This is a genomic window from Microbacterium sp. LMX7-1.2 (assembly GCF_040675935.1).
Classification (GTDB): Bacteria; Actinomycetota; Actinomycetes; order Actinomycetales; family Microbacteriaceae; genus Microbacterium.
This window is the reverse complement of record NZ_JBEGIL010000001.1, coordinates 1,704,876-1,730,234: the sequence shown is the minus strand read 5'-3', so window position 1 is coordinate 1,730,234 and position 25,359 is coordinate 1,704,876. Positions and strand designations below refer to the sequence as shown.

Genomic DNA, 25,359 nt, shown 5'->3' with positions numbered 1-25,359 from the left:
GCCGCGCCTTCTACGCCTCGGCGACGGCATCCGCCTGCCCCTCCGCATCCGTCCGCCCCTCCGCCTCGATCCGGTACCCGACTCCCGGCACGGTGACGATGAGCCCCGGTTCGCCCAGGCGCTTGCGCAGCGACGACACTGTGATGCGCACGGCGTTCGTGAACGGGTCGGCGTTCTCGTCCCAGGCGCGTTCGAGCAGCTCCTCCGCGCTCACGACCCCGCCCGCCGCGTCGACGAGCACCTCCAGCACCGCGAACTGCTTGCGGGTGAGGGCGACGTAGCGCCCGTCGCGGAAGACCTCGCGGCGGAACGGGTCGAGCCGAAGCCCGGCGATCTCCAGCACGGGCGGGCGGGCCCGCTGGCGGCGCCGGTCGAGGGCGCGCAGCCGCAGCACGAGCTCGCGCAGCTCGAACGGCTTGGTGAGGTAGTCGTCGGCGCCGATCTCGAACCCCGACGCCTTGTCGTCGAGGCGGTCGGCCGCCGTGAGCATGAGGATCGGGATGCCGCTGCCGGAGGCCACGATCGAGCGGGCGACGTCGTCGCCGGAGGGGCCGGGGATGTCGCGGTCGAGCACCGCGAGGTCGTAGGAGTTGACGCTCAGCAGTTCGAGCGCGGTGTCGCCGTCGCCCGCGATGTCGGCGGCGATCGCCTCGAGGCGCAGTCCGTCGCGCACGGCCTCGGCGAGGTACGGCTCGTCCTCGACGATCAGCACGCGCACGACAGGGCTCCCATGTGCTCAGAGCTTACGCACCCCGGCATATCGCGAGCGTATGCAAAAGCGCATACGACCTCGCAACACGCCCCCGCGTTGGCTGGGACCCATGAACGCATCCCTCGCCGCCCGGCGGCGCCGACTCATCGCCACGATCGGCGTCGTGCTGCTCGCCGCGGCCGTCGCCGGGTCGATCGCCGTGATCGGCCAGCAGTCCCTCGCCTCCGCCTCCACCGCCGTGTCGTCCGGGCCGGTCACCGAGGCCGACGGGCTGATCCGCCACGAGGGCGACGTCTCGGTGTTCGACGACGTCCCCGCCGTCTCGAACCTCGACTCCGACCTCCTCGCGGCCGTGCGGGCCGCCGCGACGGCCGCCGAGGAGGACGGCGTGCGCATGCATGTCAACAGCGGATGGCGGTCGGCCGCGTACCAGGAGCAGCTGCGCCGGGATGCCGTCGCGCAGTACGGCTCCGAGGAGGAGGCGGCGCGCTGGGTGGCGACTCCGGAGAACTCCGAGCACGTGTCGGGCGACGCGATCGACCTCGGCGGCCTCCCGGCGCAGGACTGGCTCGCGCGTCACGGAGCCGAGTTCGGCCTGTGTCAGATCTACGCGAATGAGCGCTGGCACTTCGAGCTGCGGCCGGCGGCGGTCGCGAACGGCTGCCCGCTCATGTACGACGATCCCACGACCGACCCGAGGACGCAGCGATGACCACCCTGCCCGCAACGACCATCGGGTCAGAGGCAGCCCAGCGCCTCACACTCTCCCGCATGCACGCGCCGACCCTGCACACCCTGCCCGCAGCGATCGCGGCGAACACGGCGAGGGTGCGAGCGGCGACCACCGCACGAGTCATGGCCGTCGTGAAGGCCGACGGCTACGGGCACGGCGCCGTCACGGTCGCCCGCGCGGCCGTGGGCGCCGGGGCGGAATGGCTCGGGGTGACGGATGCCGCGGACGGCGCCGCTCTCCGTGGCGCCGGGCTCGAGGTCCCGATCCTCGCATGGCTGAACCCCGCAGGCGTCGATGCGGCGCGGGCCGCGGCCGACCGCATCGACATCGCGGTCGGGTCGATCGACGAGCTGCGCCAGCTCGCGGCGGATGCCGCGGGTGCGACCTCCCCGCTGCGCGTCCACCTGCACGTGGACACCGGCATGGCCCGCGGCGGCGTCCCGCTCGAGGACTGGGCCGAGCTGCTCCGCACAGCCCGCGCCGGGCGCGATCGCATCGAGGTCGTCGGCGTCATGGGACACCTGCCCCGAGCCGACGACGCCGACCCCGCAGCGAACGCCCCGGCGGTGCTGCGCATGCGCCACGCGCGCGACGCGGTGCTGAGGGCGGGCTTCGGCCCGGTGCTCGTGCACCTGGCCGCGACGTCCGGCGCGCTCACCGACCCGGCCACGCACTTCGATCTCGTGCGGATCGGCGCGGGGCTCGTCGGCATCGACCCCTCCGAGACCGTGGAGCTGCACGGAGCGTCGCGGCTCACGGCATCCGTGGTGCACGCGAGCGTCGTGCCGGCGGGGACGGCCGTCGGCTACGGTGGCATGTTCGTGACGCCGCGGAAGACGCACCTCGCAGTGATCGGCGTGGGCTATGCCGACGGCATCCCCCGGGAACTCGCTCAGGGAGCGGGCGTCGCGATCGACGGCGTGCGCTGCCCGGTCGTGGGGCGCGTCTCGATGGACCAGATCGTCGTCGACACGGGTGACCGGTGCGTGCCGCGTGGCACGGAGGCCGTCGTGTTCGGTCCGGACGGCGGCGCGGTGCCGAGCATCCAGGACTGGGCGCGGTGGGCGGGGAGCATCCCGCACACGATCGTCACAGGGATCGGCGCGCGCGTGCAGCGCCGGATCGCAGGAGATCGCGCGTTCCGCAGGGCGGATGCAGCGGACTCGTCCTGCGCAGCAGGACATCTCCGGCACAGCGAGCGCGTGCAGAGGGGGAACGCGTGAGGGTGCTCGTGATCGGAGGGGGACAGAACGCCGAGCACGAGGTGTCGCTCGCGTCCGCGGCCGCGGCGGCGGACGCGCTGCGCGCCGGCGGGCATGACGTGAGCGAGGCGACCATCTCCTCGGAGGGTGTGTGGCGGGTCCCCGGGTATCCGGATGCCGCCACGGTGGTCGCCTCGCTCACGGCCGTGCTGCCGCTGTTCGATGCGGTCGATGTCGTGTTCCCCGCGGTGCACGGCCCGCTGGGCGAGGACGGCGCCCTCGCCGCGCTGTGCGCGCTCGCGGGCGTGCGGATCGTCGGCTCGGGGCCGCGCGCGGGCGCGATCGGCATGGACAAGTGGGCCACCAAGCTCGTCGCGCGGGCCGCGGGGGTCCGCATCGCGCGTGGGCGTGTGGTGGACGCGGCAGCCATCGGGGATGTCGAATTCGACGGACCGGTCGTCGTGAAGCCCGTGTCGTCGGGGTCGAGCTACGGGGTCGGTCTCGTGCGCTCGGAGGACGAGCTCGCCGCCGCGCTGCGGGAGGCGGCGCGGTTCGACCGCCGGATCCTCGTGGAGGAGGTCGTGCGGGGGCGCGAGATCGACGTCGCGGTGATCCGCGAGGCGGGCGGTGTGCGGTGGGCGGCCCCACCACTCGAGATCGAGACCGTCGGGCTGTTCGACACCGCGACCAAGTACGACGGGAGCGCGCGGTTCACGGTTCCCGCCTCGCTCACGCCCGTCGAGCACTCGACCCTCACCCGCGCCGCGCTGACCATGTTCGACGCTCTCGGTTGCGCGGGCGTCGCCCGAATGGACTTCTTCCTCACCGACGGCGGCCCGATCCTGAACGAGGTCAACACGATGCCTGGCCTGACCGCGGCCTCGCAGGTGCCGCGCATGTTCGCCGCCGCCGGGGTCTCGTACGTCGACCTTGTCGACCGCCTCGTGCGCGCGGCCGAGGTCCCGGGGCGATGAGTGCGCGCGTCGGATGGCCCGATGTCGCCAAGGGACTGTGCATCATCCTGGTCGTGCTGTGGCATGTGGTCACGAAGCACGCGATCGATGTGCCGGGGGCCGGTCCCGTCACAGACGCCTGGGCGACGCTGAACGCCCAGCTGCTCCCGCTGCGGATGCCGCTGTTCTTCCTGATCTCGGGGATGTTCGCCGGCCGCGCGGTCCTCGCCCCGGACGGGGCGTCGTGGCGGCGGCGCGCCGGCCGGCTGCTGTCGGTGTACGTGCTCTGGGTGCTCATCCAGACCGCCGTGCTCGCTCTCGCCCCGGACTTCGACACCGCCAGGGCGACCGACGGCTGGGAGCTGCTCGCCCAGCTCACGATCAGTCCCACGAACCTCTGGTACCTGCTCGCGCTCGCCGCGTACCTCGGCATCGCGCGGCTCACGCGCGAGCTGCCCACGGCGTTCGTGCTGCCCGTCGCGTTCGCCGTGGCATCCTTCGCGGCCGCCGGTCTGCTGCCCGACCTCGGCAACCTCTGGCAGGTGGTGCAGAACCTGTTCTTCTTCCTCGCCGGGCTCCGGCTGCGGGATCCGGTCGTGCGGTTCGCGGCATCCACCGGCATCCTGCGCGCTCTCGCGCTCACCGCGGCGTTCGCGGGCGCGACGGCAGTGGTCGGCGTGCTCGGCATGCGGGCGTGGCCCGGAGTGTGGCCGGTGCTCGCGGGGGTGGCGGTCGCGTGCGGCGTGGCGGTGTGCGCGCTGATCGACCGACACGCGGCGGTGCTCGCGCGGCCGTTGCGATGGATAGGGCAGCGCACCCTCCCGATCTACGTGCTGCACATGATCCCGCTCGCGCTGATCGACCAGGCGCTGAGGGCGTCGGGATGGCGGGCGATCCCGGTGGTCGAGGCGATCGCGCCGGTCGTGCTCACGGCGGTCGTGATCGCGCTGTGCCTGGCTCTGCATGCGGCGCTGATACGGGTGCGGCTCGGGGTGCTGTTCGATCCGCTGGTGCTGTGGGACCGTCTGTGGCGAGGGCGCCGCGACGTATTGCCGTCTGCTTATATGGGGTGATGCACGACGATCTGCGAGCCGCCGCCGAGCTCTTCAAGGCACTCTCCTCGGAGTCGCGTCTCTCGCTCCTGCGCATCCTCGCCGCCGGGCCGCTCACGGTCACCCGCATCGCGGAGGAAAGCGGTCTCTCGCAGCCTCTCGTCTCCCAGCATCTGCGGACGCTCCGCGCGGCGGGGCTCGTGTCGGTCGAGAGATCGGGGCGCGAGGCGCACTATTCGGTGACGGACCAGCACGTGACGCACATCGTCGAGGATGCCGTGAAGCACGCCTCTGAGACGTGATGAGAACCGCTCGCAATTGCGAAGATATATTGCAATGTGTTTATACGTGTGATGCACTCGAAGGGTCGTGACGACGGGGATCTCCCGTCGTCGATCCAGAGAAGGAGATCATCATGAGCACTGCCGAGGTCCACGCCGAGCACACCGTCGCCGAGCACGAGCACGGCACCTCCTGCGGACATGAGGCCGTGGCGCACGACGACCACGTCGACTACGTGCACGACGGCCACAAGCACGCCCTGCACGACGGTCACTACGACGAGCACTGAACCCGTCACGCTGCCGGGCTCCCCAGACCGGGGAGCCCGGCAGCGTCGTCTCAGTCGAAGGTCGCGTCGGGGTAGAGCGCCTCGGCGATCTGCCGCACGACCGAGACGTTCCCGAGCGTGCCCGGGAACATGTCGGAGCTCGACACCGCGATCAGCCGACCGTCGCGCACAGCGGGCATGTCGGGGAACGTCGCGGTCAGGTACGCGCGCACGGCCTCCTCGTGCGCCGGGTCCGTGACCGCGAACACGAGGGCGTCCGGCGCCTCGGCGGCCAGCGACTCGGGGGTGATCTCGGCGGCGAAGAAGTCCGCGAACTGCGGGTCCTCGGGCGTGAAGACCGTGTCCGCCCCCGCATGCCGGAGGATGTCGTACTCGACTCCCGCTCCGATCGCGCTGAGCGTGGTGCCGTCCACGTAGATCTGCGCGACCCGGGGTTTCTCGCGGCCCTCGATCGCCGTCTCCACCGCCGAGAGCTGGGCCTTCGAGTCGTCGATCAGCGCTGCGGCTTCGTCCTGCACGTCGAAGATCTCGCCGAGGTTCTCCAGGTCGACGAACAGGTCGTCCACCGTGCCGTCCATGCGCCGGGTGAAGCATCCGCCCGTCGCGGTGTACGCCGCGACGCCCGCCTCGGCGAGCTGCTCGATGCTCGCGAAGCCCTGCTCCGCCGTGAACTCGTAGGTCGTGGGCGAGTAGACGAAGTCGGGCTGCACCGCGAGCAGATCCTCCCGGCTCGGAGGGGTCTCCCCGCCGATCACCGGCACGTCGGCCGCGAGGTCGGCGACGTCCGCGGGGAGTTCCTGGACTGTCGCCTGGGCCTGCCCCACGAGGCTGTCGGCGAGCCCCAGGCGCAGCAGAAGCTCGGTCTGAGAGGGATGCAGGCCGACGGCAGCGGTCGGGACGTCGGGGATCGTCACCGTGGCGCCGCAATTCTCGATCGAGAGCGCGTCGCCCGCGGGAGCTGTCGTCCCGGCGGGCGCGACGGCGGAGCCGCAGGCGGTGAGCGCGAGCGCGCCGAGACCGCCGGCGACCGCCATCATCAGGCGGGCGGGTCGGAAGGGATGCTGTGTCATTCGTCTCTCCTTGTGAGGGTGTGGGTGTCGGGTGGGGATGATCCGCGGTGCGGACGGGGATGGAACGCCATCACGCGGGCGCCGGTCTCGACCTCGGTCGCGATGCGCGCCGTCACGTGGAACACGTCGTCGACGAGCTCGGGGGTGAGCACGTCGCGGGGTGGCCCGACGGCCGCCAGGCGCCCTTCGTCGAGCACCGCGACCTCGTCGCAGAACGCCGCCGCGATGTTGAGGTCGTGCAGCGCGGCGATCACGGTCGTGCCGAGGCCGCTGACCACGCGCATGAGTTCGAGCTGGTGCGCGATGTCGAGGTGGTTCGTCGGTTCGTCGAGCACGAGGATCGTCCCCTGCTGCGCGAGGGCGCGCGCGAGCATGACTCGCTGCCGCTGCCCTCCCGAGAGGCGGCGCACCAGTCGGTCCTCCAGGTCGAGCACGTCGGCGGTGCGCAGGGCGTCGGTGACGATCCGGTGGTCCTCGGCCGTATCGCGGCTGAACGGAGGGCGGTGCGGGGAGCGTCCCACCATCACCGTCTCGCGCACCGTGAGGTCGAACTCCGACGGCGCGTCCTGCAGCATGACCGCGACCATGCGGGCGAGGGCACGGGGCGCAAAGGACGCGACGTCGACGCCGTCGATGGACACCCGGCCGGAATGCGGACGGCGCCCGGTGAACAGGGTGCGCAGCAGCGTCGACTTGCCGCTGCCGTTGGGGCCGAGCAGGCCGAGGATGCGACCGGCACCGACGTCGAGGTCGACGTCGTGCAGGACCCGCCGCCCGCCGAGCTCGACGCTCACGGACTCGAACGACACGGTCATCGGTCGAATCCCGCCCGCTCGCCGCCGCGCCGCATGAGCCACAGGAAGAAGGGAGCCCCCACGAAGGCCGTGAGGATGCCGAGCGGGATCTCGGTCGGCGCGGCCACGGTGCGGGCCAGCAGGTCGGCCACCATGAGGAACAGCGCGCCTCCGAGAACGGCGACCGGCAGCATCCGGCGATGGTCCGAGCCCACGAGCAGCCGTGCGACGTGCGGGACGACGAGTCCGACGAACCCGATCCCCCCGCTCACTGCGACGATCACACCGGTGAGAAGCGAGGCCACCACGAGCAGGATCGCGCGCACCCGCGTCGTGCGCACGCCGACCGCGACCGCCGACTCGTCGCCTGCGAGCAGGGCGTTCATCGAGCGCGACATCCCGGCCGCCGCGACGAGCGCGATCACGAGTGCGATCGCGGGGAGCGCGAGCGACGACATGGTGGCCGCGGACACGCTGCCGAGGAGGAAGAACATCACGCTCACGACGTTCTGCGCATCGGTCGTCAGCGTGAGGTAGCTCGTCACGGCACTCAGCAGCGACCCCAGGGCGACTCCGGCGAGGATCATGCGGGTGGGCGACAGCTCGCCGCGGTTGCGGGCCAGCAGGGCCACGAGCACGCACGAGCCGACCGCGCCGGCGAAGGCTGCTCCGCTCATCGTCAGCCCGAGGAACGCGGCCCCTCCCGAGATGATCACGAGCACCGCGCCGACGCTCGCGCCAGACGACACCCCCAGGATGTACGGCTCGGCGAGCGGATTGCGCACCACGGCCTGCATCATCGCCCCGGCCAGGGCGAGACCCGCGCCCGCGAGACCCCCGAGCAGCGCCCGCGGCATCCGGAACTGCCAGACGGCCTGATCCTGCAGCGGGGTGAGCGAGCCGTCCGACATCCACGGCATGCCCGGCACCAGGTGGCCGATCACGATCTTCGCGGCGTCGAGCGGCGGAACGGGCACGGGGCCGATGGCTCCCGAGAGCACGATCGTCACGAGGATCAGCACGGCGCTGACGGTCACGGTCGCGCCGAGCGGCAGCATCCGTCGACCGCGTCGTGGCCGGCGCGCGGTCGTCTGTGCGCGGTGAGCGGGTCGGGCCGTCACGGTCATCGTGCGCCACCGCCCGTCACGTCGGCGGCGAAGTCCAGCACCGTGAGGCCCAGCTCGTGCAGGTCGGTGAGGGCGTTCGCACCGTGGCCGGCCGAGGGGGCGGTCCACAGACGTGCGGAGGCGCCCACCCGCTGCAGGGCCTCGACGGTGCGGCGCGTGTCCACGGCGCGCACGCGGGAGTCCCGACCCAGCGTGATCCCCAGGAAGGCGGGGAGCCCGACGGCATCCGTACGGTCCTCGGCGAGGGCGAGCGGGGAGAGGCGGCGGAGGCGCTCGCGGGACTCGAGGGTACCGTCGTCGCCGAACTCCGACAGCCAGCGAGCCCCGAGCGGATGGTCGGCGAGCGACAGGAGGTCGAGAGGTGCAGCCGTCGTGACTACGCCCGCGCACAGACCCGGATGCTGCAGCGCGCAGCTCGCGGCGATCACGCCGCCCAGCGACGCGCCCACGAGCACGAGCAGGTCGGGACGGGTGATCCCCCGGTCGACGAGGTCGCGGGCGATGTCGGCGAGATCGTCGACCGCCTGCTGCTTGCGGGTGCCGCTCCCGGCCGTGCGCCAGCCGTCGCCGCGCTCGCCTCCGCCGCGGATCTGAGCCGTCGCGTAGGAGCCGCCATGGGCGACCCAGGCGGGGACGGTGGGCTCGAACACGGGGAGGTGCGGCACACCGAAGCCCCCGTAACAGGCGAGCAGCAGCGGCCTCGGACCCGTGGCGTCCACCGGTGAGGTGACGTGCACCGCGAGGGTCTCGCCGTCCCGCGCCGTCGGATCGATGCGCGTCGTCACGCCCAGCGTTGCTCCGACCGCGGCGTCGCTCGCGACCGCGGCCTGCGTCTCGGTCACGATCCGCGGTGGCGTGAGCGGTCCCTCGACCGCGAGGTGCAGGATGCCGTCGTCGACGGCCACACCGGTGACGGTCGCGTCGCCGACGGCGGCGAATCGGAGCGGATGCGCGGCGCCGGCGTCCACACGGGTGACGACTGATCGTCCGTCCTGGACGCCGAGCACGACGATCCGGTCGGCGGCGACTGTGACATCCGTGATCCGCAGCGTCGCGTCGCGGTGCGTCCACCGCACCGCGCCGGAGGGCTCGAGCGCGTCGAGCCCGTCGGCATGCCACACCAGCACGCCGTCGTGCAGGCGGAGGGCGCGGTGCAGAGCCGGCCACTGCCCGAGGAGAGTGCCGGTGGAGCGGTCGCGCAGGGTCGTGCCGTCACCGCGTGTGGTCTGCGCGAGCAGGCCGCGGGGTCCGCCGGGGAACAGGCGCGTGCGCAGAGCGGGCTCGAGGGGAGTGGCCGTCCACGCGCCGGAGTCGACGTCGAGGGCGACCAGCATCCCGTCCCGACTCGCGACGACCTCCAGCGAGCGGGAGTCATCGGCCCACAGCACGTCGTCGTAGCGCAGGCGGATGCCGGGATGCAGGCGCAGGGCGCCGGAGGCGACGTCGACGATGCCGAGCACGGCCTCCTCGCCCGCGTCCTCGGCCCACTCGACCGCGATGCGTCGTCCGTCCGGGGCGGGGCTCATCCGATGGATGTGCGCGTCGGGCGCGATCACGACGCGGCCGTCGACGTGTCGGATCGCGGGCAGCGGAGTGTCGGCGGCGCGGTCGAGTACGAATCCGCGGTCGGGCAGTCCCGGTCCGCCGTGCCGCTCATGGAGCGCGAGCGCCTCGTCGAGCGAGGTGCGGAGCGCGCTCATCGACCGACCGGATCGGTGAAGCGGCCGGGGCGTCCGGCCCACAGCAGGTGGCCGCCCTCGTCCAGTGCACCGGGCAGGTCGATCGTCGCGATGCGGTCGTCGCCGTCGATCAGGTGGATGACTCCGTCGCCGCCGGCCGTCACGGCGATGACGCCCGTGTGAGGGTCGATCGCGACTGACCGACGCTGCGCGGGGCGGCCGTCGACCGCATCCCACGGCATGCTGCCCGGCTGCGGCGGGGTGCTGAGCGGGGGCAGTGGCACCGTGCGGAGGATCCGCGAGCGGGCCCGGTCGATCTCGATGAGCGCGTCGCCGTCCGGGTGGATCACGGTGGCGGCGGCCCTCCCCTCGGCGAGTGCGAATCGGAAGACGAGTCCTGGTGGGAGGGGGACGGTGCGGGACGCACCCGAGTGCAGGTCGATCTCGGCGAACGCGTTGGTCCACTCGGTCCAGCGCGAGGGGTCGGCGGGTCCCCCGCGGAGCACGCCCGTCGCATGCCCGGTGTCGCCGGCGCGGCGCAGGTAGTAGGCGCGTCCGTCCGCCGGCCAGGGGATCACCCCGAGCGCGCGGGGCACGCCGTCGTCGACCGCGAACCTCTCCAGCCCGCGTCCGGTGGCGACGCCGAGGACGCCGGTCACCTGGTCGACGATGTCGCCGTGGCCGTCGTCCGCGACGTCGTCGCACCGGGCGCCGCGCAGCACCGGCACGTGGGCGCCGAGGGCGAGCGCCTCCGCCAGGGGGATCGCTTCGATCGCGCCGGGATCGCGGTGCCGCAGCACGATCATCGGTCGTCCGGTCACGCGGTCGGGCACGATCACGACGCCGGGTTCCCCGGCGCGGGTGCGGAACCGCACCGAGGTGTCGTGGGCGAGGTCCGCGACGGTCACGACGTCGTTCCACGCGTCCTCGTTCGCGCCCAGTCCGGGGGTCACGACGACGTGGCGGCCGTCCGCGGAAGCCGCGACGTGCTCGGCGGGGATCGCGATCGGGATGCGGCGGACGCCCTCGGGGCCGATGACGACGAGAGCTCCGCCGCGGTCGTCCGCGAACGCCCACGAATCCTCGGCTCCGGGCGGCAGGGTCAGGAAACCGGCGTGCTCGGTGAGCCAGGCGTCGGGGACGGCGACACGCCGCGAGGACGCGTCGAGCGAGAAGACGGTTCCGGCCCGGTGATCGGCGGCGAGGAGGGGGAGTGCGGAAGGCATGTCGCCGATCCTAGTAGATATTGAGAATCATTCTCATCTAGAGTCGGGGTGTTCACGACCGTGAACCCCACCCCGCACCCCAGCGGGGCGGACCACAGAGAGAAGGAGAAGGAAATGGACAAGCAGATCCTGTCCGAGATCGAAGAGACCGAGCAGCTGGCGCATCTGTCGGCGACCCACTCGAACGCGCTCGTCGAGAACCCCTTCGAGTGACACCCCGGGTCGCGACGCACTGACGCGACCTCCCCGGCCGGGCGCCCCGCGCCCGGCCGGGACCATCGGAAAGACCCGCATGAACCCCGAGCCCCGCATCACGCCGCTCCCCGCCACCGGCGCCCACATCGTCACGATCGACGGAGAGCCGCCCCTGCTCCGCCTCCGCACCGGACGCCACACCGCGCTAGACTCCCCGCCGTCGGCGCTGCACGACGAGCTCGCCGCCGAGCGCGACGCCGACCCGGACGACGCCGACTCCTCCGGGTACCTCGCTCGTCTGACCCTCGAGGTGCAGGAGCGGGAACGCGCAGACGAAGAACACCGCTGGCCCGCGGCCCGGCGGGACGTCGGCCTGGTCGGCGAGGGCGTGCTCGCGGAGGAGATCGCCCGCGTGTTGGAGGGCTGGGGCGCGCGCGTCGCGCGTACTGCATCAGCGGCGACGGCGCAGGCCGCGGCCGCTCTGATCGTCTCCGTGGCCGACGGTGCCGACGAGCGCCGGGACCGTGCCGTGCTCGACGACCTCCTCGACCAAGGCGTCGCGCGACTGCGCGTCTACCGCGAGGGGGAATGCGTGTTCGTCGATCCGCTCGCGACCGAGACGGCCGACGCCACGGCGGCACACGTCTCTCGCCGCCGGATCGCCGCCGGCACCGCGCCGGGGGCTCTCGAAGCGTGGCACGGGTTCGGCCCGGCATCCGATCACCCCCTGGACTCCCCGACCGTGGCTCTCGTGACCGCGCGCGTGCTCACCATGGCACTGGCCTGGGCGCAGGGCGACGCCACCCTCCCGCGGCTGCGCACCACGCTCTGGAAACTCGTGCCGGCGCTCGGCCTCGTGACCGAGCATCCGGTGATCGCCTACCCGACCCCGCACCCGCGAGCGAGCCGATGACCCCGCCGCGCGACGCCCGTCCGCACGTGCACCTCGCCGACGACGGCGTGGCCCTGCGCGGATGGATCTGGGAACCCGAGACGCCCCGCGGCATCGTCGTGCTGCGCACCCCCTACGGCGCGTGGCGTCAGGGTGACACCGCCCGCGCGTGGGCGCGCCGCGGATACCGCTGCCTTGCGCAGGACGTGCGCGGCCGACACTCCTCCGAGGGCGAATGGAACCCCTACCTCGCGGAGCGCCGCGACGGCGCCTCCGTCGTCTCCGCGCTGCGCTCCCGGCATCCGGAGCTGCCCGTCGTGCTCACGGGAGGGTCGTACGACGCGCATGCGGCGCTCGAGATCGCCCGCGACGTCGACGTCGACGCGCTCGTGCTCCTGGTGCCGGCGCTCGGACTGGCCGAGACGGCCTGGGACGCGCAGGGGCGTCCGCAGCTGTTCCACCGGATCGGCTGGTGGCATCAGCACGGACGCGGGCAGCGCTCGTTCCCTCCGCTGACCGACGAGGAGCTCACCTCGCGGGTCGCGGCCGCCGAACGGCTCGGCGTGCATCGCGCGGCCCAGGACTGGGGATGGACGCCGACCGTGCTGTCGGGGTGGCGGCGGCTGTGGACCGCGCCGCCCGTCGACCTCGACCGCTCCTACGGGGCGATCGACGTCCCGCTGCTGCTCGTCCGCGGCGACGACGACTTCTTCCACGACGACGCGGGCCGGCTCGCGGCCTCCTGGCGCGGCGACGTGCACCTGGTCGACGGCCCGTGGGGTCATCGCCTCGGCGCCGACATCCTCGACGAGGACGTGCGCGCCCGACTGCGCGACTCCGGTGGCATCGGCGGCGTGCTGGACGCCTGGCTCGCGCGTCACGGACTGCCGTCCGGTGCATCCACCGCACGCCACGTCGTCCCTCCGGGCCGACGCTCACGCTCCGCCTTCGAACCGCGCTCGGGGCGCTGGCACCACGAGAGGACCGCATGACCCCGCAGGACACGACGACCCTCCCTCCGCTCGCGGTCGAGGACCTGGTCGACCCCGAGACCGGCATCATCCGCTCGGTGCGCGAGGTCCCGCATCCGGCCGGGGCCCCGCACCGCTACCTCGCGCTCACGGCATCCGTGTCGGACGCGCGGGCGCTGGGCGAGTGGCCGGCCGACAGGGTCTCGCTCGGCACATCGTTCGGAGACCCGGGGCAGGCGCGGATCGCGGCGATCGGCGAGGGCGTCGAGCGGTACTGCGGCAACTGGCTTCCCGAGACCCTCTCCCGCGACGACCTGAGGATCGCGACCGTGGACGAGCTGCAGGCCGACGGAGAGACCGTGATCGCGCTCGACGCGCTGCCCCGGTTCGCGGACTGGCAGCTCGCGCGGGAGGGTTTCGCCTACCGCGAGCTCGATGCGGCGACCCCCGCGCTCTGGGCACGGGCAGCGGATGCCGAGGGGCGGCCGCTCTGGCTGCCCGACGCGCTCGTGCACCTCAACTGGCGTCAGTCGCGGTTCCGCCACCTCCCGCGCACGCACCACCTCAACTACGCCGGCATCGCGACCGGGACGAGTGTCGACGACGCGCGCGACCGCGGGGTGCTCGAGGTGATCGAACGAGACGCTCTGGAGGTGTGGTGGCACCTCGACGGGCCCACATTCGGCATCGATCCGGCGAGCGTGCCCGGTCTGGTCGACGACCTTCGCGGCAGCAGCCTGCGGGTCTCGCTCGTCGCGATGCCGTCGGAGTTCGCCCCCGCGATCGCGGCCCTCGTGCACGACGAGGAGCGCGGGCTGTACGCCGCCGGGTTCTCGGTCGCGCTCGACCCGGCGAAGGCGGCGCGCAAGGCTGTGCTCGAGGCCGTGCACACCTGGATCTACACGCAGGGCTGCACGGATGCCGACGGCTGGGTCTTCCGTGCGATCGAGGCCGGGGTCATGGCGAAGGGCCTGATGCTCGACTTCCGCCCCGACGCGGACTACCTCACGGCCGCCGGCGCTCAGTGCGAGCGGGTCATCGATCTCGGCGCGCACGTGCAGGTATGGCTCGACCCCGCCGTGCACGTCGAGGCGCGGCGGTTCACCGATCCCGCGTTCGGGGTGCGCCCGCTCAGCGCCGTGCCAGCCGTCACGATGGCCGAGGTCCACGCCCGGCTGCGTCGTCGGGGGCATCGCGTGCTCGTGCGCGACCTCACCACGTCCGACGTGCGACGCACCCCGCTCCGGGTCGTGCGCTCGCTCGTCACGGGTCTCGTGCCCAACGCCCCGGCGGCGTTCTCGTATCTTGGGATGCCGCGCTTCCGTGACGCCGCGCAGGAGCGCGGTTGGCGGTCGGTGTGGAGCGGCGGACCCGAGGACTTCACGCTCCTGCCCGCGCCGCACATGTGAGGCGACGACCATGACCGACACGTTCGCCGGGCACCTCGGCCGGCCTCTCGCCCGCGCGTTCACGGCGGAGGCGCCGGGGGATCCGCTGCCGCCGGGGCCGCGCACCAACGCCTGGCAGGGCGCGGGGGCCGTGACCGACGAGCCCGGGGCGGAGCTCACGCGTCTGGTCGAGGCGCTGTGGCGTCCCGGCCCGCCGCATCGCGCCCTTGACGGCACCGCGACCGGCATCCGTCGTCGTCCCGTACCGTCCGCGGGGGCGTGCTACCCCGTGCAGACTCATGTCGTCGCGGGCGGTGCGCGCTGGGCGTTCGATCACGAGCACGGTGTCTCCCGCCGTCGGGATCCCTCGGCCGAACGTGCCGCCGGGTGGCCCGAGGGCGCCGCGTCGCCCGACACCGCCACGATCGTGTTCACGGTGCAGCCGGGACGATCGTTCGGCCGCTACCGTCACCGTGCCTGGCCGCTGTGGATCGCCGATGCGGCCTATGCGCTCGCAGCCGCGGAGCTCGTGCTCGGCCGGCCGCCGACCTCCGTGCGGCTCGGCCCGTCCGCGCGGATGCGCGCGCTGCTCGCGGTGCCGCCGGCCGCCCGGGCGCACGCCTGGACCGATCTCGGACTCGCCCCGGAGATCCCGCTCGTCGCCTTCGACGTCACTGCCCGGCCCGACCTCGCGCCCGCGGCGGTCCACGCCCTCGGGCGACGTCGATCGCCGAGCGTCGACGTCTTCCTCGCCCGTGCCGAGCGCCGCCGCCCGCTGAACGGCGTCGAACGGATCGCCCGCGCTGCGGGGCAGGCATGGGTCCGCGGCGCTGCGTCCGTGCGTTCCTGGTCGGTCCCCGTCGCATCGTCCCCCGCAGCACTCGCCCACGCGCTCTGGGCGGGCCACCTCGCCGCCGCCCGCCTCGCCTACGCCGCGGCGCTGCGCGGAGCGGGCACTCGCGCCGTCTCCGGTCTCCCCGCGCAGGGCGACCGCTGGACGTTCCACGCCCTCGCCTTCCTCGACCCGACGGGAGACCACCCATGATGATCGTTCACGAGCTCTGGCGGGAGGCGCGGCGTCACCCGCGGCTCCTCCTCGCGAGCATCCTGCTCCAACTCCTCGTGTTCGCCACCCACGTCGCACAGGCCCTCGCCCTCGCGCTCGCGCTCGCGGCCCTCGTGCACGGCGACGCCGGGGGCGTGTTCGCGGCGATCGGCGCGATCCTCGGGATCGGCGCCGCCCGCATGCTCCTCGGCCTGGCCCAGGGCGACGCCGCCGTCCGGCTGGGTGGACGCGTGCGGGAGGCGCTGCGTGCACGGGCGGTATCAGCCGTGCTGACACCGGATCGTCTGCACGACGTCGCCCTGCGTGACGGCTCGACACGCCTCACGCTCGGCGACGGGGTCGACGGCACCGAGGCGTACGTCTCGAAGTACCTCCCGGCCGTGGTGCAGCTCGTGGTCGGCGGCATCGCGGTGGTCGTCGCGCTCGCGGTGCTGTCGCCGGGACTCGGCGCGGGGGTCGCGCTCGCCCTCGTTCTCGCGGTTCTCGGGCCGAAGGCGTGGAAGCGGATGCTCGCGCGACGAGGGTTCACGCACTGGGACAGCTACGAGGCGGTGAGCGGAGACATGCTCGAGGCGCTGCGGGGCATGTCGACGCTCCGCGCACTGGGGGACGTCCCTGCGACCCGTGCGCGGTTGGAGTCGCGGTCCGAGGCGCTGCGGCGGGCGACCGAGCGGGTCATGCGCTCCTCCCTCGCGGAGACCGCGATCACGGACTTCGCGATCCAGGCGGGGACCGTGCTCGCCGCGGCGGTCGCGATCGTCTCGGTGCTGACCGGGCGGGCGCCCGCGGTGGAGGTGTACGTGCTGCTGCTGCTCGCGTCGGAGGCGTTCCGACCGGTGCGCGAGCTGTCGCGTCACTGGCACGCCGGCTTCCTCGGCCTCACCGCCGTGCCGGGACTGCGTGCGCTCGGGGCGTTCGCCGACGTCGGTCCGACGGCGAGCCGACGGCCGGCATCCGCTGCCGACGACTCAGGCGCTGAGCTCGTGATCGCGGACGTGTCGTACCGCTACCCCGCGGCCGAACGCCCGGTGCTCGACGGCGTGTACCTGCGCGCGGAGCGCGGCGCCGTGCACGCGATCGTCGGCCCCTCGGGCGCCGGCAAGTCGACGCTGTTCGACGTCGTGCTCGGCTTCCTCCACCCCGACCGGGGGACTGTCGTGCTCGACGGACGGCCACTGCACACCGAGGACGTCGCCGTGGTCTCGCAGCGTCCCGTGCTGTTCGCGGCCACGGTGCGCGAGAACATCGACCTGTTCGGCGCGGGCGACGACGCGCTCGAGCGCGCGTGCGCGGATGCCGGGGTGCTCGAGGAGATCCGCGCCCTCCCCGGCGGCTTCGATGCCCCCGTGGCCGAGGCGGGTGGCAGCCTCTCCGGAGGTCAGCGCCAGAGGCTGGCCCTGGCCCGCGCCCTACTCGCACGCCGACCCGTGCTGCTTGTCGACGAGCCGACCAGCGCTCTCGACGACGCCGGTGCGGAGATCGTCGCGCAGACGCTCGAGAGGGTCGCGGCCGACCGGATCGTGCTCATGATCAGTCATCGCCCCGAGGCGCTCCGCCGCGTCCCGCACGTGCACGTCCTCGAGGGCGGCGCGCTCGTGGAGGAGGCGTCGTGAGCGGCGGCATCGTGAACAGCGGGACCGCGTCGGTGCTGGCGCGGCTGATCCCGCCGCTGCGCCCCGAATGGCGGCGCATCGTCGGGAGCTACGTGCTCGCGACCACGAGCCTGCTCGCGCTCGCGGCCATCGCCGTGCTCGCAGCCTGGGGCGTCGGCGGAGCCGTCGTCCACGGTGCGTGGCCTCCGCCCGCGTGGTGGGTCGTGATGGGTGCACTCGTTCTGCTGCGCACGCTGCTCACCTGGCGGGAGATGGATGTCTCGCACGCGCTCGCGTACCGCGTGCTCGCACGTCTGCGCGTCGCGCTCTTCGACGCCTACGCCCGCAGCGTGCCGGCCCGCCGTCGCGAGCACTCCGGGCGGGCGGCGTCCGTCGCGATGACGGACATCGAGAAGCTCGAATTCTTCTACGCGCACACGCTCGCGCAGCTCGGCGCGTCGCTGACCCTGTTCGCCGCCGCGCTCGGCGTGGCCGTGGCGCTCATGCCGAGCGCCGCGCTCGTGATGGTGATCGGTGCGGCCGTCGTCGCACTCACCGCCTGGGCCGGAGCCGGCCCCGCGCGACGGATCGGCGCGGAGCAGCAGTCGGAGCGGGAGGAGCTGTCCGAACGGCTCGTCGACGCGCTCGGCGCGCTGCGAGAGGTTCTCGCCTACGGGCTGCAGGACCGGGTCGTCGGCGAGGCCGTCGCCGCGACGCGGGGCTCGGTGCGCACCGCCCGCCGCCGCGAACTCCTCGCGCGCCTCGTCGACGGGGCACGCGAGCTGATCCTCACGGGAGTCGTGATCGGCGTGATCGCGTCCGCGCTGCTCGCTGGCGGGATCGGCGACCCGCGGTCGGCGGCGCTCGCCCCGGCGGTCGTCGCGCTCGCGGTCGCAGGCGTCGCGGCCGTCGCAGACGCCGCTCACACGCTCTCAGAGCTGCATCCGCTCGTCGCGAGCGCCGCACGCGTGGACGCAGGACTCCGCCGGCCGCCCGTCGTGGCACCGGTCGTCGACGCCGGTCCGCTGCCAGCGGGTCCCCTCGGCATCCGCTTCCGCGAGGTCGGATTCTCCTACGACGACCGCACCCGGGTGCTGCAGGGCTGGTCCGCCGAGGTGCGACCGGGTGAGCACGTCGGACTCGCGGGTCCGTCGGGGGCGGGCAAGAGCACCGTGATCGCGCTCGCCGCGCGACTGTGGGATCCGGACTCCGGCGACATCGAGATCGTCGACGCCGACGGGCGGGGGACGTCTCTGCGTCAGGTGTCGGATGCGGAGCTGCGCGACGCCGTGGCGGTCGTCGAGCAGGATGCGCGGCTGTTCCACGGCACCGTGCGCGAGAACCTGCTGCGCGGCACGAGTGGGCGGACCGACGAGGAGCTCCTCCTGGCACTCGACCGCGTCGGGGCCCGCGACTGGATCACGCTCGACGACGAGCTCGGCGAGCACGGCGCGCGCCTCTCGGGAGGACAGCGAGCGCGACTCGCCCTCGCCAGGGCGCTGTGCAGGGAGCCGCGCATCCTGATCGTCGATGAGGTCACCGCGAGCCTCGACCCCGAGACCGAGCGGGCGATATCACAGGTGCTCAGCGAGGTGGACGCGACCGTGATCGCGGCATCCCACCGACGGGAGACGCTCGCACGCCTCGACCGCGTCGTTCGCGTGGACCGGCCGATCGTGGCCGCTACAGCCGGTCGACCCCCGTCACCGTGACGACAGCCGCGCCCTCCTCGTCGGAGGCGGCGAGGTCGACCGTCGCGGAGATGCCCCAGTCGTGGTCGCCGGCGGGGTCGTCGATGATCTGACGCACGGTCCACTCCGTCGCGCCCTCGGTGAGGAGCAGCAGCTGCGAGCTGCGGGCGTTCGGCCCGGTGAGGATCTCGTCGTGGTCGGCGAAGTAGCCGTCGAGCGCATCCGACCAGGCGTCGGCGCCGAACGACGGATCGAGCTCCGCGAGCGCGGCGACGTCCTCGCGAGCCGCGAGCTGCACACGGCGGAACAGCTCGTTGCGCACGAGGATGCGGAAGGCGCGGACGTTCGCGGTGAGGCGCTTCGGTGCCGGCGGCACGATCGGCTCGTCCTCGTGGTCCTGCGGCACGCCCGCGACGAGCTCCTCCCACTCGTCGAGCAGGCTCGAGTCGACCTGGCGGACGAGCTCGCCGAGCCACTCGATCAGGTCGCGGAGGTCTTCGTCCTTGAGCTCCTCGGGGATGGTCTGCGAGGCCGCGCGATACGCGTCGGACAGGTAGCGGAGCACCACGCCCTCGGAGCGCGCGATCTTGTAGTACGCGACGTATTCCCCGAACGACATGGCTCGCTCGTACATGTCGCGGACGACGGACTTGGGATGCAGTTCGAAGTCGCGGATCCACGGCTGCGCCGCACTGTACGTCTCGAACGCGGCGCTCAGCAGCTCGTCCAGCGGCTTCGGATACGTGACGTCCTCGAGCAGCTCCATGCGCTCGTCGTACTCGATGCCCTCGCGCTTCATCGCGGCGACGGCCTCCCCGCGGGCGAGGAACTCCTGCTGGCTCAGCACGGCGCGCGGATCGTCGAGGGTGGCCTCGACGATCGAGATCATGTCGAGCGCGTACGAGCCCGTGCCCGTGCCCGCGGCGGGGTCGGGGTCGAGCAGGTCGAATGCCGCGAGGGCGAACGGCGACAGCGGCTGGTTGAGCGCGAAGTTGGGCTGCAGGTCGACCGTGAGGCGGACGTCGCCGGCATCCGTCTGTTCCACCACGCCCGATTCGAGGAGCGTGCGGTAGATCCCGAGAGCGCGGAGCGCGAGCTGACGCTGCCGCGTTCGCGGTTCGTGGTTGTCGTATACCAATGCGCGCATATTCGCGAAGACGTCGCCGCCGCGAGCGATCACGTTGAGCATCATGGCGCTCGTGATCTGCATGTGCGAGGTCAGCGTCTCGGGCTCGGCGTCGATCAGCTTGCGGAACGAGGGCTCGCCCCACGACACGAAGCCGTCCGGCGCCTTCTTGCGGATGATCTTGCGCTTCTTCTTGGGGTCGTCTCCGGCCTTCTTGATGGCCGCGATGTTCTCGCTCTCGTGTTCCGGCGCCTGCGCGACCACTGTCCCCGCGGTGTCGTATCCGGCGCGGCCGGCGCGACCCGCGATCTGATGGAACTCCCGCGCGTTGAGCTGCCGCATCCGGGTGCCGTCGAACTTCGTCAGCGCCGTCAGCAGCACGGTGCGGATCGGCACGTTGATCCCGACGCCGAGCGTGTCGGTGCCGCAGATCACGCGGAGCAGCCCGCGCTGCGCGAGCTGCTCCACCAGGCGGCGGTACTTCGGCAGCATCCCGGCATGGTGCACGCCGATGCCCGCGCGCAGGAAGCGCGAGAGCGTCTTGCCGAACGCCGTGGTGAAGCGGAACCCGCCGATCAGCGCCGCGATCTCGTCGCGCTGCTCACGCGTCGCGACCTTCGTGCTCGAGAGGGCCTGCGCGCGCTCCATCGCCGCCGCCTGCGAGAAGTGCACGACGTAGATCGGGGCCTGCCCCGTGTTCAGCAGATCGTCGATCGTCTCGTGGATCGGCGTCGTCTCGTAGAAGTAGTGCAGGGGGACGGGGCGCTCGACGCCGGTGACGGATGCCGTGTCGCGACCCGTCCGCCGTGTGAGGTCGGAGGCGAGCTGCGTGACGTCGCCGAGCGTCGCCGACATCAGCACGAACTGCGCCTGGGGGAGGTCGAGCAGCGGCACCTGCCACGCCCATCCGCGGTCCGGGTCGGCGTAGAAGTGGAACTCGTCCATCACGACCTGGCCGACGCACGTCTCCGTCCCCTGGCGCAGAGCGAGGTTCGCGAGGATCTCCGCGGTGCAGCAGATGATCGGTGCGTCCGCATTGACGGAAGAGTCGCCCGTGATCATGCCGACGTTCGCGGCGCCGAACACGTCGACCAGTGCGAAGAACTTCTCGCTCACCAGGGCCTTGATGGGGGCCGTGTAGTACGAGCGGCGTCCCTCGACGAGCGCGGCGTAGTGCGCTCCGACCGCCACGAGCGACTTCCCCGTGCCGGTGGGCGTTGAGAGGATGAGGTTGTTGCCCGAGACGATCTCGATCAGGGCCTCGTCCTGCGCGGGGTACAACGAGATGCCGGTGGACTCGACCCATTCCACGAACGCCGTGTAGACGGCATCCGCGTCGGAGCCGTCGGGCAGGGTCGTCGGGTCGAGGAGCATCCTCCGATCCTTTCATCCCGCCACAACTCCGGAGAAACGGTTCGCTTCGAGCGCGTAGGCGGGCTATCGGAGCGAGGCCGGCGGGTTCTCCGGAGTTATGACAGGGGACGGCCGAGCCCTCAGACCGAGGTCGCGGCGCGCAGCGCGATGCGGATCATGTCGCCGAACGTCTGCTCGCGCTCCTGCGCCGTGGTCTCCTCGCCCGTGACGATGTGGTCGGAGACCGTGCAGATCGCGAGGGCGCGGCGCTCGTGGTACGCGGCGAGGGTGTACAGCCCCGCGGCCTCCATCTCGACGCCGAGCACCCCGTGCTTCACGAAGGGCTCGGTGAGCTCGGGGCGCGTGCTGTAGAACTGGTCGCTCGAGAACAGCAGCCCCACGTGCACGGCCGAGTCGATCGCCTCGGACTCGCTGGCCTCGACCGCCGCGCGCAGCAGGCCGAAGTCGGCGACCGGGGCGTAGTCGAGGCCGTGGAAGCGCACGCGGTTGATGCCGGAGTCCGTGCACGCGCCGTTCGCGATGACGATGTCGCGCACCGCGAGCTTCTCGGTCAGAGCGCCGCACGAGCCGACGCGCACGATCGTCTCGACCCCGTAGGAGTCGAACAGCTCGTTCGCGTAGATCGCCATCGACGGCTGCCCCATGCCCGAGCCCTGGACGGAGACGCGGTGCCCCTCCCAGGTGCCGGTGTAGCCCAGCATCCCGCGGGTCTCGGAGTACAGCTCCGCGTCGTCGAGGAAGGTCTCGGCGATCCACTTCGCCCGCAGCGGGTCCCCGGGGAACAGGACGATGGGGGCGATCTGGCCGGGCTCGGCGGCGATGTGCGTGCTCATGGCCTCAGCGTACGGCTGTCGCCGATGAGGATGCTCAGCCCTCGCGTCTCCGGACGATCTCGTCGATCCAGATCGGCGCGAACGGCGACGTGCAGCCTGGGGCGGTCGGGTAGTCGGCGAGCACCTGCAGACGCTCGCCGATGTCCCGCGCCCGATCCCGCAGTTCGGCGTGGAAGATCCCGATGGTCGCGAGCGTCTCGTTCATCGACCACTGCAGGCGCGCGGGCGCCGTCTGCAGGTCGCGCTCGATCAGGTCGAGCAGGTGCGGCAGATCGAGGCCCTCGGCATCCTTCGCGACCCGCACACTGGTCAGCGCCCACGCGGCCGCCGCGGTCGTCGGATCGGGGTCGTCGAACCAGCGCAACCGCATCTCCTCGGCGCGCGGCGTCTTCTTCGCGACGTAGTTCACGAACCAGTCGTTCACCTTGGGTGGGCGGGTCTCGCGGATCATCGCGTCGAGCTCGTCGGCCGTGAACGCCTTCGGCGTGCAGATCAGCAGCGCGAGCAGCCGGGCGGCGGTGTCGCCCGTGGCCCAGAGCTCCAGGGCGAGCGGATGATCCGTCTTGATGCGTTTCGCGAGAGCGCGCATCCGGCTGAGATTGATGCCGTGGTCGTCGCCGCGCTTCTCGTTCGCGGCGCGCATCTTCGGATCCTCGAGAGCGGCGAGCTCGGCGCGGGCTTCGGCGACGGTCATCCCTGGCATGACTCCAGGGTAGGCGGCGAGATCGTGGTGTGGGAGGTTGTCAAGACCCCTGCGCGTGCCCCGGAGGGCCCGTAGCGTCGCAGGGACGAAGAGAGAGGACCGATCGTGGGACACGACGACATCGACACCGACCGCACCGACATCAGCACCGAGCCCTCGCCCGGCCCGGAGGAGAACGACAACCTCGGTTCCGAGGACAACAAGGGAGGGATGCCCACGGCGCTGCCCTCCGACGGGGACGACGACGGCCGGCACAGCAGCGACGTCGAGGCCGAGAGGGACTGACTCGCCCTCAGTCCTCGTCGACCAGTTCCGCGCGGATGCGACGCAGGTCCTCCATGAGCGAGCCGATGAGGATCCAGTGATCCGAGGACGGCGGGCGTATCACGAGAGGGGCGGTGAGCGCCGGGATCGCCGAGGTCAGCGCCTCGGGCTCGCGGGCGACGTCGGCGATCTGCACCGCGAGGCGGACGTCGTGCCCTGCCCTGCGCAGCTGGTCGGCGATCGCCGCGACGGCGGGTTCCTGGCCGATCGTGTCGTCGTAGTGGTCGAAGTAGGCCCGGGTCATGCCGATCGTCTGCGTGACGATCGGTGTGAGCCGGTCGAGCAGCGCGCGCATCTCGGCGAGGTCCCGGCGGTGGGTCGAGCGGCGCGGGTTGAGCGTGAGCGACTCCTCGCCGGCCGCGATGGATGCCGCCGCGGCATCCTTCATGGGACGCAGCAGCCGCACCTCGAGCATGAGCTCCTGCAGCTGCGCAGGCGACTGCGGCTCGGGCAGGGCGTCGGCGAGGCGGTCGAGGCTCGCGGCGAGCTCTCCGCCCAGCAGCCCGAGGTCGCGGCGGGCGGGGGCGACGAGCACCGGCGGCACGATCACGGCGTTCACGACGATGCCGATCACGACGCCGATGATCGTCTCGAAGATGCGGGCGAGCGCGTAGTCGGGGGTGGAGCCGAGGGCCAGCACGAGCATCGCGGAGATCGCGACCTGGTTGCCGGTGCCCGGCGTCGCGCGGAACACCCAGGCGACGAGCATCGCGACGACGATCGCGAGCAGCACGATCCAGCTGGGGGACCCGAGCAGCAGGCCGAGCGCGACCGCGATCACGACGCCGACGATCACGCCGATGCTGCGCTCGAGCGCCTTCGACAGCGACTGGTTGATGCTCGGCTGCACCACGAGGAGGGCGGCGATGGCCGCGAACACCGGCAGTTGTCCCGGTACGACCCATCCGGCGAGCAGCCAGGCCGCGATGGTCGCCGCCGCGGACTTCACGACCTGCAGCAGCGGGGAGCGCTGGGAGGCGCGGATCGCGGCGGGGATGCGCATCCCTCCACGCTACTCGCGTCGGGGGAGGACACGAGTCGTCGCGTGATCATGTGCGAGGTGCTCCGACCTGTCAACCCCATCGCGAAGGCCGTCGCCGTCGCGCTGAATGGGACCACACCCAGAATCCGACGAGAAGACAGGAGCATCCCATGGTGCAGATCATCGAGACCGTCGACGTGCACGTCCCCGTCGACATCGTCTACAACCAGTGGACCCAGTTCGAGAGTTTCCCGCAGTTCCTCGACGAGGTCGAGTCGATCGTGCAGCTCGACGACACGCACACGCGGTGGACGGTGAAGGTCGGCGGCGCGACGCGCGAGTTCGACGCCGAGATCACCGAGCAGCACCCCGACGAGCGCGTCGCCTGGAAGAGCGTCGGCGGCGACACCGAGCACGCGGGCGTCGTGACGTTCCACAAGCTCGGCGACCTCGAGACGCGCGTGACGGCGCAGATCGACTGGGAGCCCGAGGGCCTGCTCGAGAAGGTCGGCTCCCTCGTCGGCGCGGGATCGCACGCGGTCAAGAAGGACCTGCACAACTTCAAGACGTTCATCGAGAAGCGCGGCGAGGAGACCGGCGCGTGGCGTGGTGACGTGAAGGCCTGAGCGCAGGCTCCTTGAGCACGGACCCCAGGTGGCGAGGCCCGGACGGCGGATGACGCGTCCGGGCCTCGTCGTGTCCGGGCCTCGTCGCATGCGCGCGGCTCGCGTCTGAGGTGTCGGCTTCGAGAAGATAGGGCATCTGCCCGATGTCGAGGGGGTGCCTCAGAGCGGAGTGTGGGGACATCGACAGAGGAGATGTCATGTACGAGCACCCGTATCTCGCCTACAAGGTCACCGAGTACGACCAGGAGCAGCTGCAGCGCGCGGCCGAACGCCGTCGGTTCCTCGCGGAGCACGCCGACCAGATCGTCCCCCGCGGCGCCGGCCCGCTGCGGAGGGTGTGGGAGCGGATGCTGCGCGGCTCCGCCGCCCGGCGCTCCGAGGCCACGCAGGGCGGTCGCTCTGCGGTGTGCGAACCCGCCTCCGCGCGGTGATCGCGCCCGGGGTTCCGCCGAGGGCAGAGACCCGCGCGGATGTCGG

The 25,359-nt window shown here is 72.4% G+C and carries 26 protein-coding genes; 16 read left to right on the top strand and 10 right to left on the bottom strand.

The window, feature by feature from the left end; translation table 11 throughout:
• Positions 1 to 10: 10 nt before the first annotated feature.
• Entirely contained in the window at positions 11 to 718 is a 708-nt protein-coding gene (locus MRBLMX7_RS08350) for a response regulator transcription factor (RefSeq protein ID WP_363367483.1), read from the bottom strand.
• 103 nt (positions 719 to 821) lie between these two features.
• Here MRBLMX7_RS08350 and MRBLMX7_RS08345 point away from each other — a divergent pair, with 103 nt between their 5' ends.
• The 6 genes from MRBLMX7_RS08345 to MRBLMX7_RS08320 all read left to right on the top strand — a co-directional run bounded on the left by MRBLMX7_RS08345 (position 822) and on the right by MRBLMX7_RS08320 (position 5,223).
• Positions 822 to 1,424: a M15 family metallopeptidase gene (locus MRBLMX7_RS08345; protein WP_363367481.1), complete on the top strand. Its 603-nt coding sequence runs from the start codon at positions 822 to 824 to the stop codon at positions 1,422 to 1,424.
• Positions 1,421 to 2,668, top strand: coding sequence for an alanine racemase (gene alr, locus MRBLMX7_RS08340; protein ID WP_363367479.1), 1,248 nt, complete (start codon positions 1,421 to 1,423; stop codon positions 2,666 to 2,668). The genes MRBLMX7_RS08345 and alr overlap by 4 nt, the downstream gene beginning before the upstream one ends.
• Entirely contained in the window at positions 2,665 to 3,621 is a 957-nt protein-coding gene (locus tag MRBLMX7_RS08335) for a D-alanine--D-alanine ligase family protein (protein WP_363367477.1), read from the top strand. Before alr ends, MRBLMX7_RS08335 begins: the two co-directional genes overlap by 4 nt.
• Complete coding sequence (locus MRBLMX7_RS08330; RefSeq protein WP_363367475.1) at positions 3,618 to 4,673, top strand: acyltransferase family protein; 1,056 nt, start codon at positions 3,618 to 3,620, stop codon at positions 4,671 to 4,673. The genes MRBLMX7_RS08335 and MRBLMX7_RS08330 overlap by 4 nt, the downstream gene beginning before the upstream one ends.
• Positions 4,673 to 4,954 (top strand): ArsR/SmtB family transcription factor, encoded by a 282-nt coding sequence (locus MRBLMX7_RS08325; RefSeq protein WP_050723367.1) that lies wholly within the window; start codon positions 4,673 to 4,675, stop codon positions 4,952 to 4,954. Before MRBLMX7_RS08330 ends, MRBLMX7_RS08325 begins: the two co-directional genes overlap by 1 nt.
• A gap of 113 nt (positions 4,955 to 5,067) precedes the next feature.
• Positions 5,068 to 5,223, top strand: a complete 156-nt coding sequence (locus MRBLMX7_RS08320; RefSeq protein ID WP_050723154.1) for a hypothetical protein — start codon at positions 5,068 to 5,070, stop codon at positions 5,221 to 5,223.
• 50 nt (positions 5,224 to 5,273) lie between these two features.
• Here MRBLMX7_RS08320 and MRBLMX7_RS08315 read toward each other — a convergent pair whose 3' ends face one another.
• The 5 genes from MRBLMX7_RS08315 to MRBLMX7_RS08295 are packed head-to-tail and all read right to left on the bottom strand — an operon-like array spanning position 5,274 to position 11,119.
• Entirely contained in the window at positions 5,274 to 6,293 is a 1,020-nt protein-coding gene (locus MRBLMX7_RS08315) for an ABC transporter substrate-binding protein (RefSeq protein WP_363367472.1), read from the bottom strand.
• Entirely contained in the window at positions 6,290 to 7,108 is an 819-nt protein-coding gene (locus MRBLMX7_RS08310) for an ABC transporter ATP-binding protein (RefSeq protein ID WP_363367470.1), read from the bottom strand. The genes MRBLMX7_RS08315 and MRBLMX7_RS08310 overlap by 4 nt, the downstream gene beginning before the upstream one ends.
• Positions 7,105 to 8,208: a FecCD family ABC transporter permease gene (locus MRBLMX7_RS08305; protein WP_363367468.1), complete on the bottom strand. Its 1,104-nt coding sequence runs from the start codon at positions 8,206 to 8,208 to the stop codon at positions 7,105 to 7,107. Before MRBLMX7_RS08305 ends, MRBLMX7_RS08310 begins: the two co-directional genes overlap by 4 nt.
• A gap of 2 nt (positions 8,209 to 8,210) precedes the next feature.
• Positions 8,211 to 9,914, bottom strand: a complete 1,704-nt coding sequence (locus tag MRBLMX7_RS08300) for a prolyl oligopeptidase family serine peptidase (protein ID WP_363367466.1) — start codon at positions 9,912 to 9,914, stop codon at positions 8,211 to 8,213.
• Entirely contained in the window at positions 9,911 to 11,119 is a 1,209-nt protein-coding gene (locus MRBLMX7_RS08295; protein ID WP_363367464.1) for a hypothetical protein, read from the bottom strand. Before MRBLMX7_RS08295 ends, MRBLMX7_RS08300 begins: the two co-directional genes overlap by 4 nt.
• A gap of 114 nt (positions 11,120 to 11,233) precedes the next feature.
• On the opposite strand from MRBLMX7_RS08295, the gene amiA reads away from it, so the two are divergent.
• The 7 genes from amiA (at position 11,234) to MRBLMX7_RS08260 (ending at position 18,935) form a co-directional block, all read left to right on the top strand.
• Positions 11,234 to 11,332: a streptamidine family RiPP gene (gene amiA, locus MRBLMX7_RS08290; RefSeq protein WP_268768111.1), complete on the top strand. Its 99-nt coding sequence runs from the start codon at positions 11,234 to 11,236 to the stop codon at positions 11,330 to 11,332.
• 79 nt (positions 11,333 to 11,411) lie between these two features.
• Complete coding sequence (locus MRBLMX7_RS08285) at positions 11,412 to 12,227, top strand: hypothetical protein (RefSeq protein WP_363367461.1); 816 nt, start codon at positions 11,412 to 11,414, stop codon at positions 12,225 to 12,227.
• The gene (locus MRBLMX7_RS08280) at positions 12,224 to 13,198 is read left to right on the top strand and encodes a CocE/NonD family hydrolase (protein ID WP_363367459.1); all 975 of its coding nucleotides are present in this window, start codon (positions 12,224 to 12,226) and stop codon (positions 13,196 to 13,198) included. Before MRBLMX7_RS08285 ends, MRBLMX7_RS08280 begins: the two co-directional genes overlap by 4 nt.
• Entirely contained in the window at positions 13,195 to 14,586 is a 1,392-nt protein-coding gene (locus MRBLMX7_RS08275; protein ID WP_363367457.1) for a YcaO-like family protein, read from the top strand. The genes MRBLMX7_RS08280 and MRBLMX7_RS08275 overlap by 4 nt, the downstream gene beginning before the upstream one ends.
• A 10-nt stretch (positions 14,587 to 14,596) precedes the next feature.
• On the top strand, positions 14,597 to 15,610 hold the full coding sequence (locus MRBLMX7_RS08270; RefSeq protein ID WP_363367455.1) for a hypothetical protein: 1,014 nt from the start codon (positions 14,597 to 14,599) through the stop codon (positions 15,608 to 15,610).
• A complete protein-coding gene (locus MRBLMX7_RS08265; protein WP_363367453.1) occupies positions 15,607 to 17,244 on the top strand; it encodes an ATP-binding cassette domain-containing protein in 1,638 nt (545 codons plus the stop codon). The genes MRBLMX7_RS08270 and MRBLMX7_RS08265 overlap by 4 nt, the downstream gene beginning before the upstream one ends.
• Positions 17,241 to 18,935: an ABC transporter ATP-binding protein gene (locus tag MRBLMX7_RS08260; RefSeq protein ID WP_363367451.1), complete on the top strand. Its 1,695-nt coding sequence runs from the start codon at positions 17,241 to 17,243 to the stop codon at positions 18,933 to 18,935. The genes MRBLMX7_RS08265 and MRBLMX7_RS08260 overlap by 4 nt, the downstream gene beginning before the upstream one ends.
• Here the strand turns inward: MRBLMX7_RS08260 and MRBLMX7_RS08255 are convergent.
• The 3 genes from MRBLMX7_RS08255 to MRBLMX7_RS08245 form a co-directional block, all read right to left on the bottom strand.
• On the bottom strand, positions 18,907 to 21,414 hold the full coding sequence (locus MRBLMX7_RS08255) for a DEAD/DEAH box helicase (RefSeq protein ID WP_363367449.1): 2,508 nt from the start codon (positions 21,412 to 21,414) through the stop codon (positions 18,907 to 18,909). The genes MRBLMX7_RS08260 and MRBLMX7_RS08255 overlap by 29 nt on opposite strands.
• A 119-nt stretch (positions 21,415 to 21,533) precedes the next feature.
• Positions 21,534 to 22,247 carry a purine-nucleoside phosphorylase gene (deoD, locus tag MRBLMX7_RS08250; RefSeq protein WP_363367447.1) on the bottom strand — a complete coding sequence of 238 codons (714 nt, stop codon included), beginning with the start codon at positions 22,245 to 22,247 and terminating at the stop codon, positions 21,534 to 21,536.
• A gap of 34 nt (positions 22,248 to 22,281) precedes the next feature.
• A complete protein-coding gene (locus tag MRBLMX7_RS08245) occupies positions 22,282 to 22,950 on the bottom strand; it encodes a DNA alkylation repair protein (RefSeq protein WP_363367445.1) in 669 nt (222 codons plus the stop codon).
• Between the two features lie 105 nt (positions 22,951 to 23,055).
• On the opposite strand from MRBLMX7_RS08245, the gene MRBLMX7_RS08240 reads away from it, so the two are divergent.
• A complete protein-coding gene (locus MRBLMX7_RS08240) occupies positions 23,056 to 23,235 on the top strand; it encodes a hypothetical protein (protein ID WP_050723169.1) in 180 nt (59 codons plus the stop codon).
• 7 nt (positions 23,236 to 23,242) lie between these two features.
• On the opposite strand, the gene MRBLMX7_RS08235 is transcribed toward MRBLMX7_RS08240, so the two are convergent.
• Positions 23,243 to 24,277 carry an FUSC family protein gene (locus MRBLMX7_RS08235; protein ID WP_363367443.1) on the bottom strand — a complete coding sequence of 345 codons (1,035 nt, stop codon included), beginning with the start codon at positions 24,275 to 24,277 and terminating at the stop codon, positions 23,243 to 23,245.
• Between the two features lie 149 nt (positions 24,278 to 24,426).
• Between MRBLMX7_RS08235 and MRBLMX7_RS08230 the strand changes: the two genes are divergently transcribed.
• Together MRBLMX7_RS08230 and MRBLMX7_RS08225 are read left to right on the top strand one after the other, a co-directional pair.
• The gene (locus MRBLMX7_RS08230; protein WP_050723171.1) at positions 24,427 to 24,882 is read left to right on the top strand and encodes an SRPBCC family protein; all 456 of its coding nucleotides are present in this window, start codon (positions 24,427 to 24,429) and stop codon (positions 24,880 to 24,882) included.
• 197 nt (positions 24,883 to 25,079) lie between these two features.
• On the top strand, positions 25,080 to 25,313 hold the full coding sequence (locus MRBLMX7_RS08225; protein WP_363367441.1) for a hypothetical protein: 234 nt from the start codon (positions 25,080 to 25,082) through the stop codon (positions 25,311 to 25,313).
• Positions 25,314 to 25,359 lie beyond the last annotated feature (46 nt).

Coding starts and splice junctions, on each gene's coding strand:
- MRBLMX7_RS08345 (WP_363367481.1), top strand. CDS start 822: ATGAACGCATCCCTCGCCGCCCGGCGGCGCCGACTCATCGCCACGATC.
- alr (WP_363367479.1), top strand. CDS start 1,421: ATGACCACCCTGCCCGCAACGACCATCGGGTCAGAGGCAGCCCAGCGC.
- MRBLMX7_RS08330 (WP_363367475.1), top strand. CDS start 3,618: ATGAGTGCGCGCGTCGGATGGCCCGATGTCGCCAAGGGACTGTGCATC.
- MRBLMX7_RS08325 (WP_050723367.1), top strand. CDS start 4,673: ATGCACGACGATCTGCGAGCCGCCGCCGAGCTCTTCAAGGCACTCTCC.
- MRBLMX7_RS08320 (WP_050723154.1), top strand. CDS start 5,068: ATGAGCACTGCCGAGGTCCACGCCGAGCACACCGTCGCCGAGCACGAG.
- MRBLMX7_RS08315 (WP_363367472.1), bottom strand. CDS start 6,293: ATGACACAGCATCCCTTCCGACCCGCCCGCCTGATGATGGCGGTCGCC.
- MRBLMX7_RS08310 (WP_363367470.1), bottom strand. CDS start 7,108: ATGACCGTGTCGTTCGAGTCCGTGAGCGTCGAGCTCGGCGGGCGGCGG.
- MRBLMX7_RS08300 (WP_363367466.1), bottom strand. CDS start 9,914: ATGAGCGCGCTCCGCACCTCGCTCGACGAGGCGCTCGCGCTCCATGAG.
- MRBLMX7_RS08295 (WP_363367464.1), bottom strand. CDS start 11,119: ATGCCTTCCGCACTCCCCCTCCTCGCCGCCGATCACCGGGCCGGAACC.
- amiA (WP_268768111.1), top strand. CDS start 11,234: ATGGACAAGCAGATCCTGTCCGAGATCGAAGAGACCGAGCAGCTGGCG.
- MRBLMX7_RS08285 (WP_363367461.1), top strand. CDS start 11,412: ATGAACCCCGAGCCCCGCATCACGCCGCTCCCCGCCACCGGCGCCCAC.
- MRBLMX7_RS08280 (WP_363367459.1), top strand. CDS start 12,224: ATGACCCCGCCGCGCGACGCCCGTCCGCACGTGCACCTCGCCGACGAC.
- MRBLMX7_RS08275 (WP_363367457.1), top strand. CDS start 13,195: ATGACCCCGCAGGACACGACGACCCTCCCTCCGCTCGCGGTCGAGGAC.
- MRBLMX7_RS08270 (WP_363367455.1), top strand. CDS start 14,597: ATGACCGACACGTTCGCCGGGCACCTCGGCCGGCCTCTCGCCCGCGCG.
- MRBLMX7_RS08265 (WP_363367453.1), top strand. CDS start 15,607: ATGATGATCGTTCACGAGCTCTGGCGGGAGGCGCGGCGTCACCCGCGG.
- MRBLMX7_RS08255 (WP_363367449.1), bottom strand. CDS start 21,414: ATGCTCCTCGACCCGACGACCCTGCCCGACGGCTCCGACGCGGATGCC.
- deoD (WP_363367447.1), bottom strand. CDS start 22,247: ATGAGCACGCACATCGCCGCCGAGCCCGGCCAGATCGCCCCCATCGTC.
- MRBLMX7_RS08245 (WP_363367445.1), bottom strand. CDS start 22,950: ATGCCAGGGATGACCGTCGCCGAAGCCCGCGCCGAGCTCGCCGCTCTC.
- MRBLMX7_RS08235 (WP_363367443.1), bottom strand. CDS start 24,277: ATGCGCATCCCCGCCGCGATCCGCGCCTCCCAGCGCTCCCCGCTGCTG.
- MRBLMX7_RS08230 (WP_050723171.1), top strand. CDS start 24,427: ATGGTGCAGATCATCGAGACCGTCGACGTGCACGTCCCCGTCGACATC.
- MRBLMX7_RS08225 (WP_363367441.1), top strand. CDS start 25,080: ATGTACGAGCACCCGTATCTCGCCTACAAGGTCACCGAGTACGACCAG.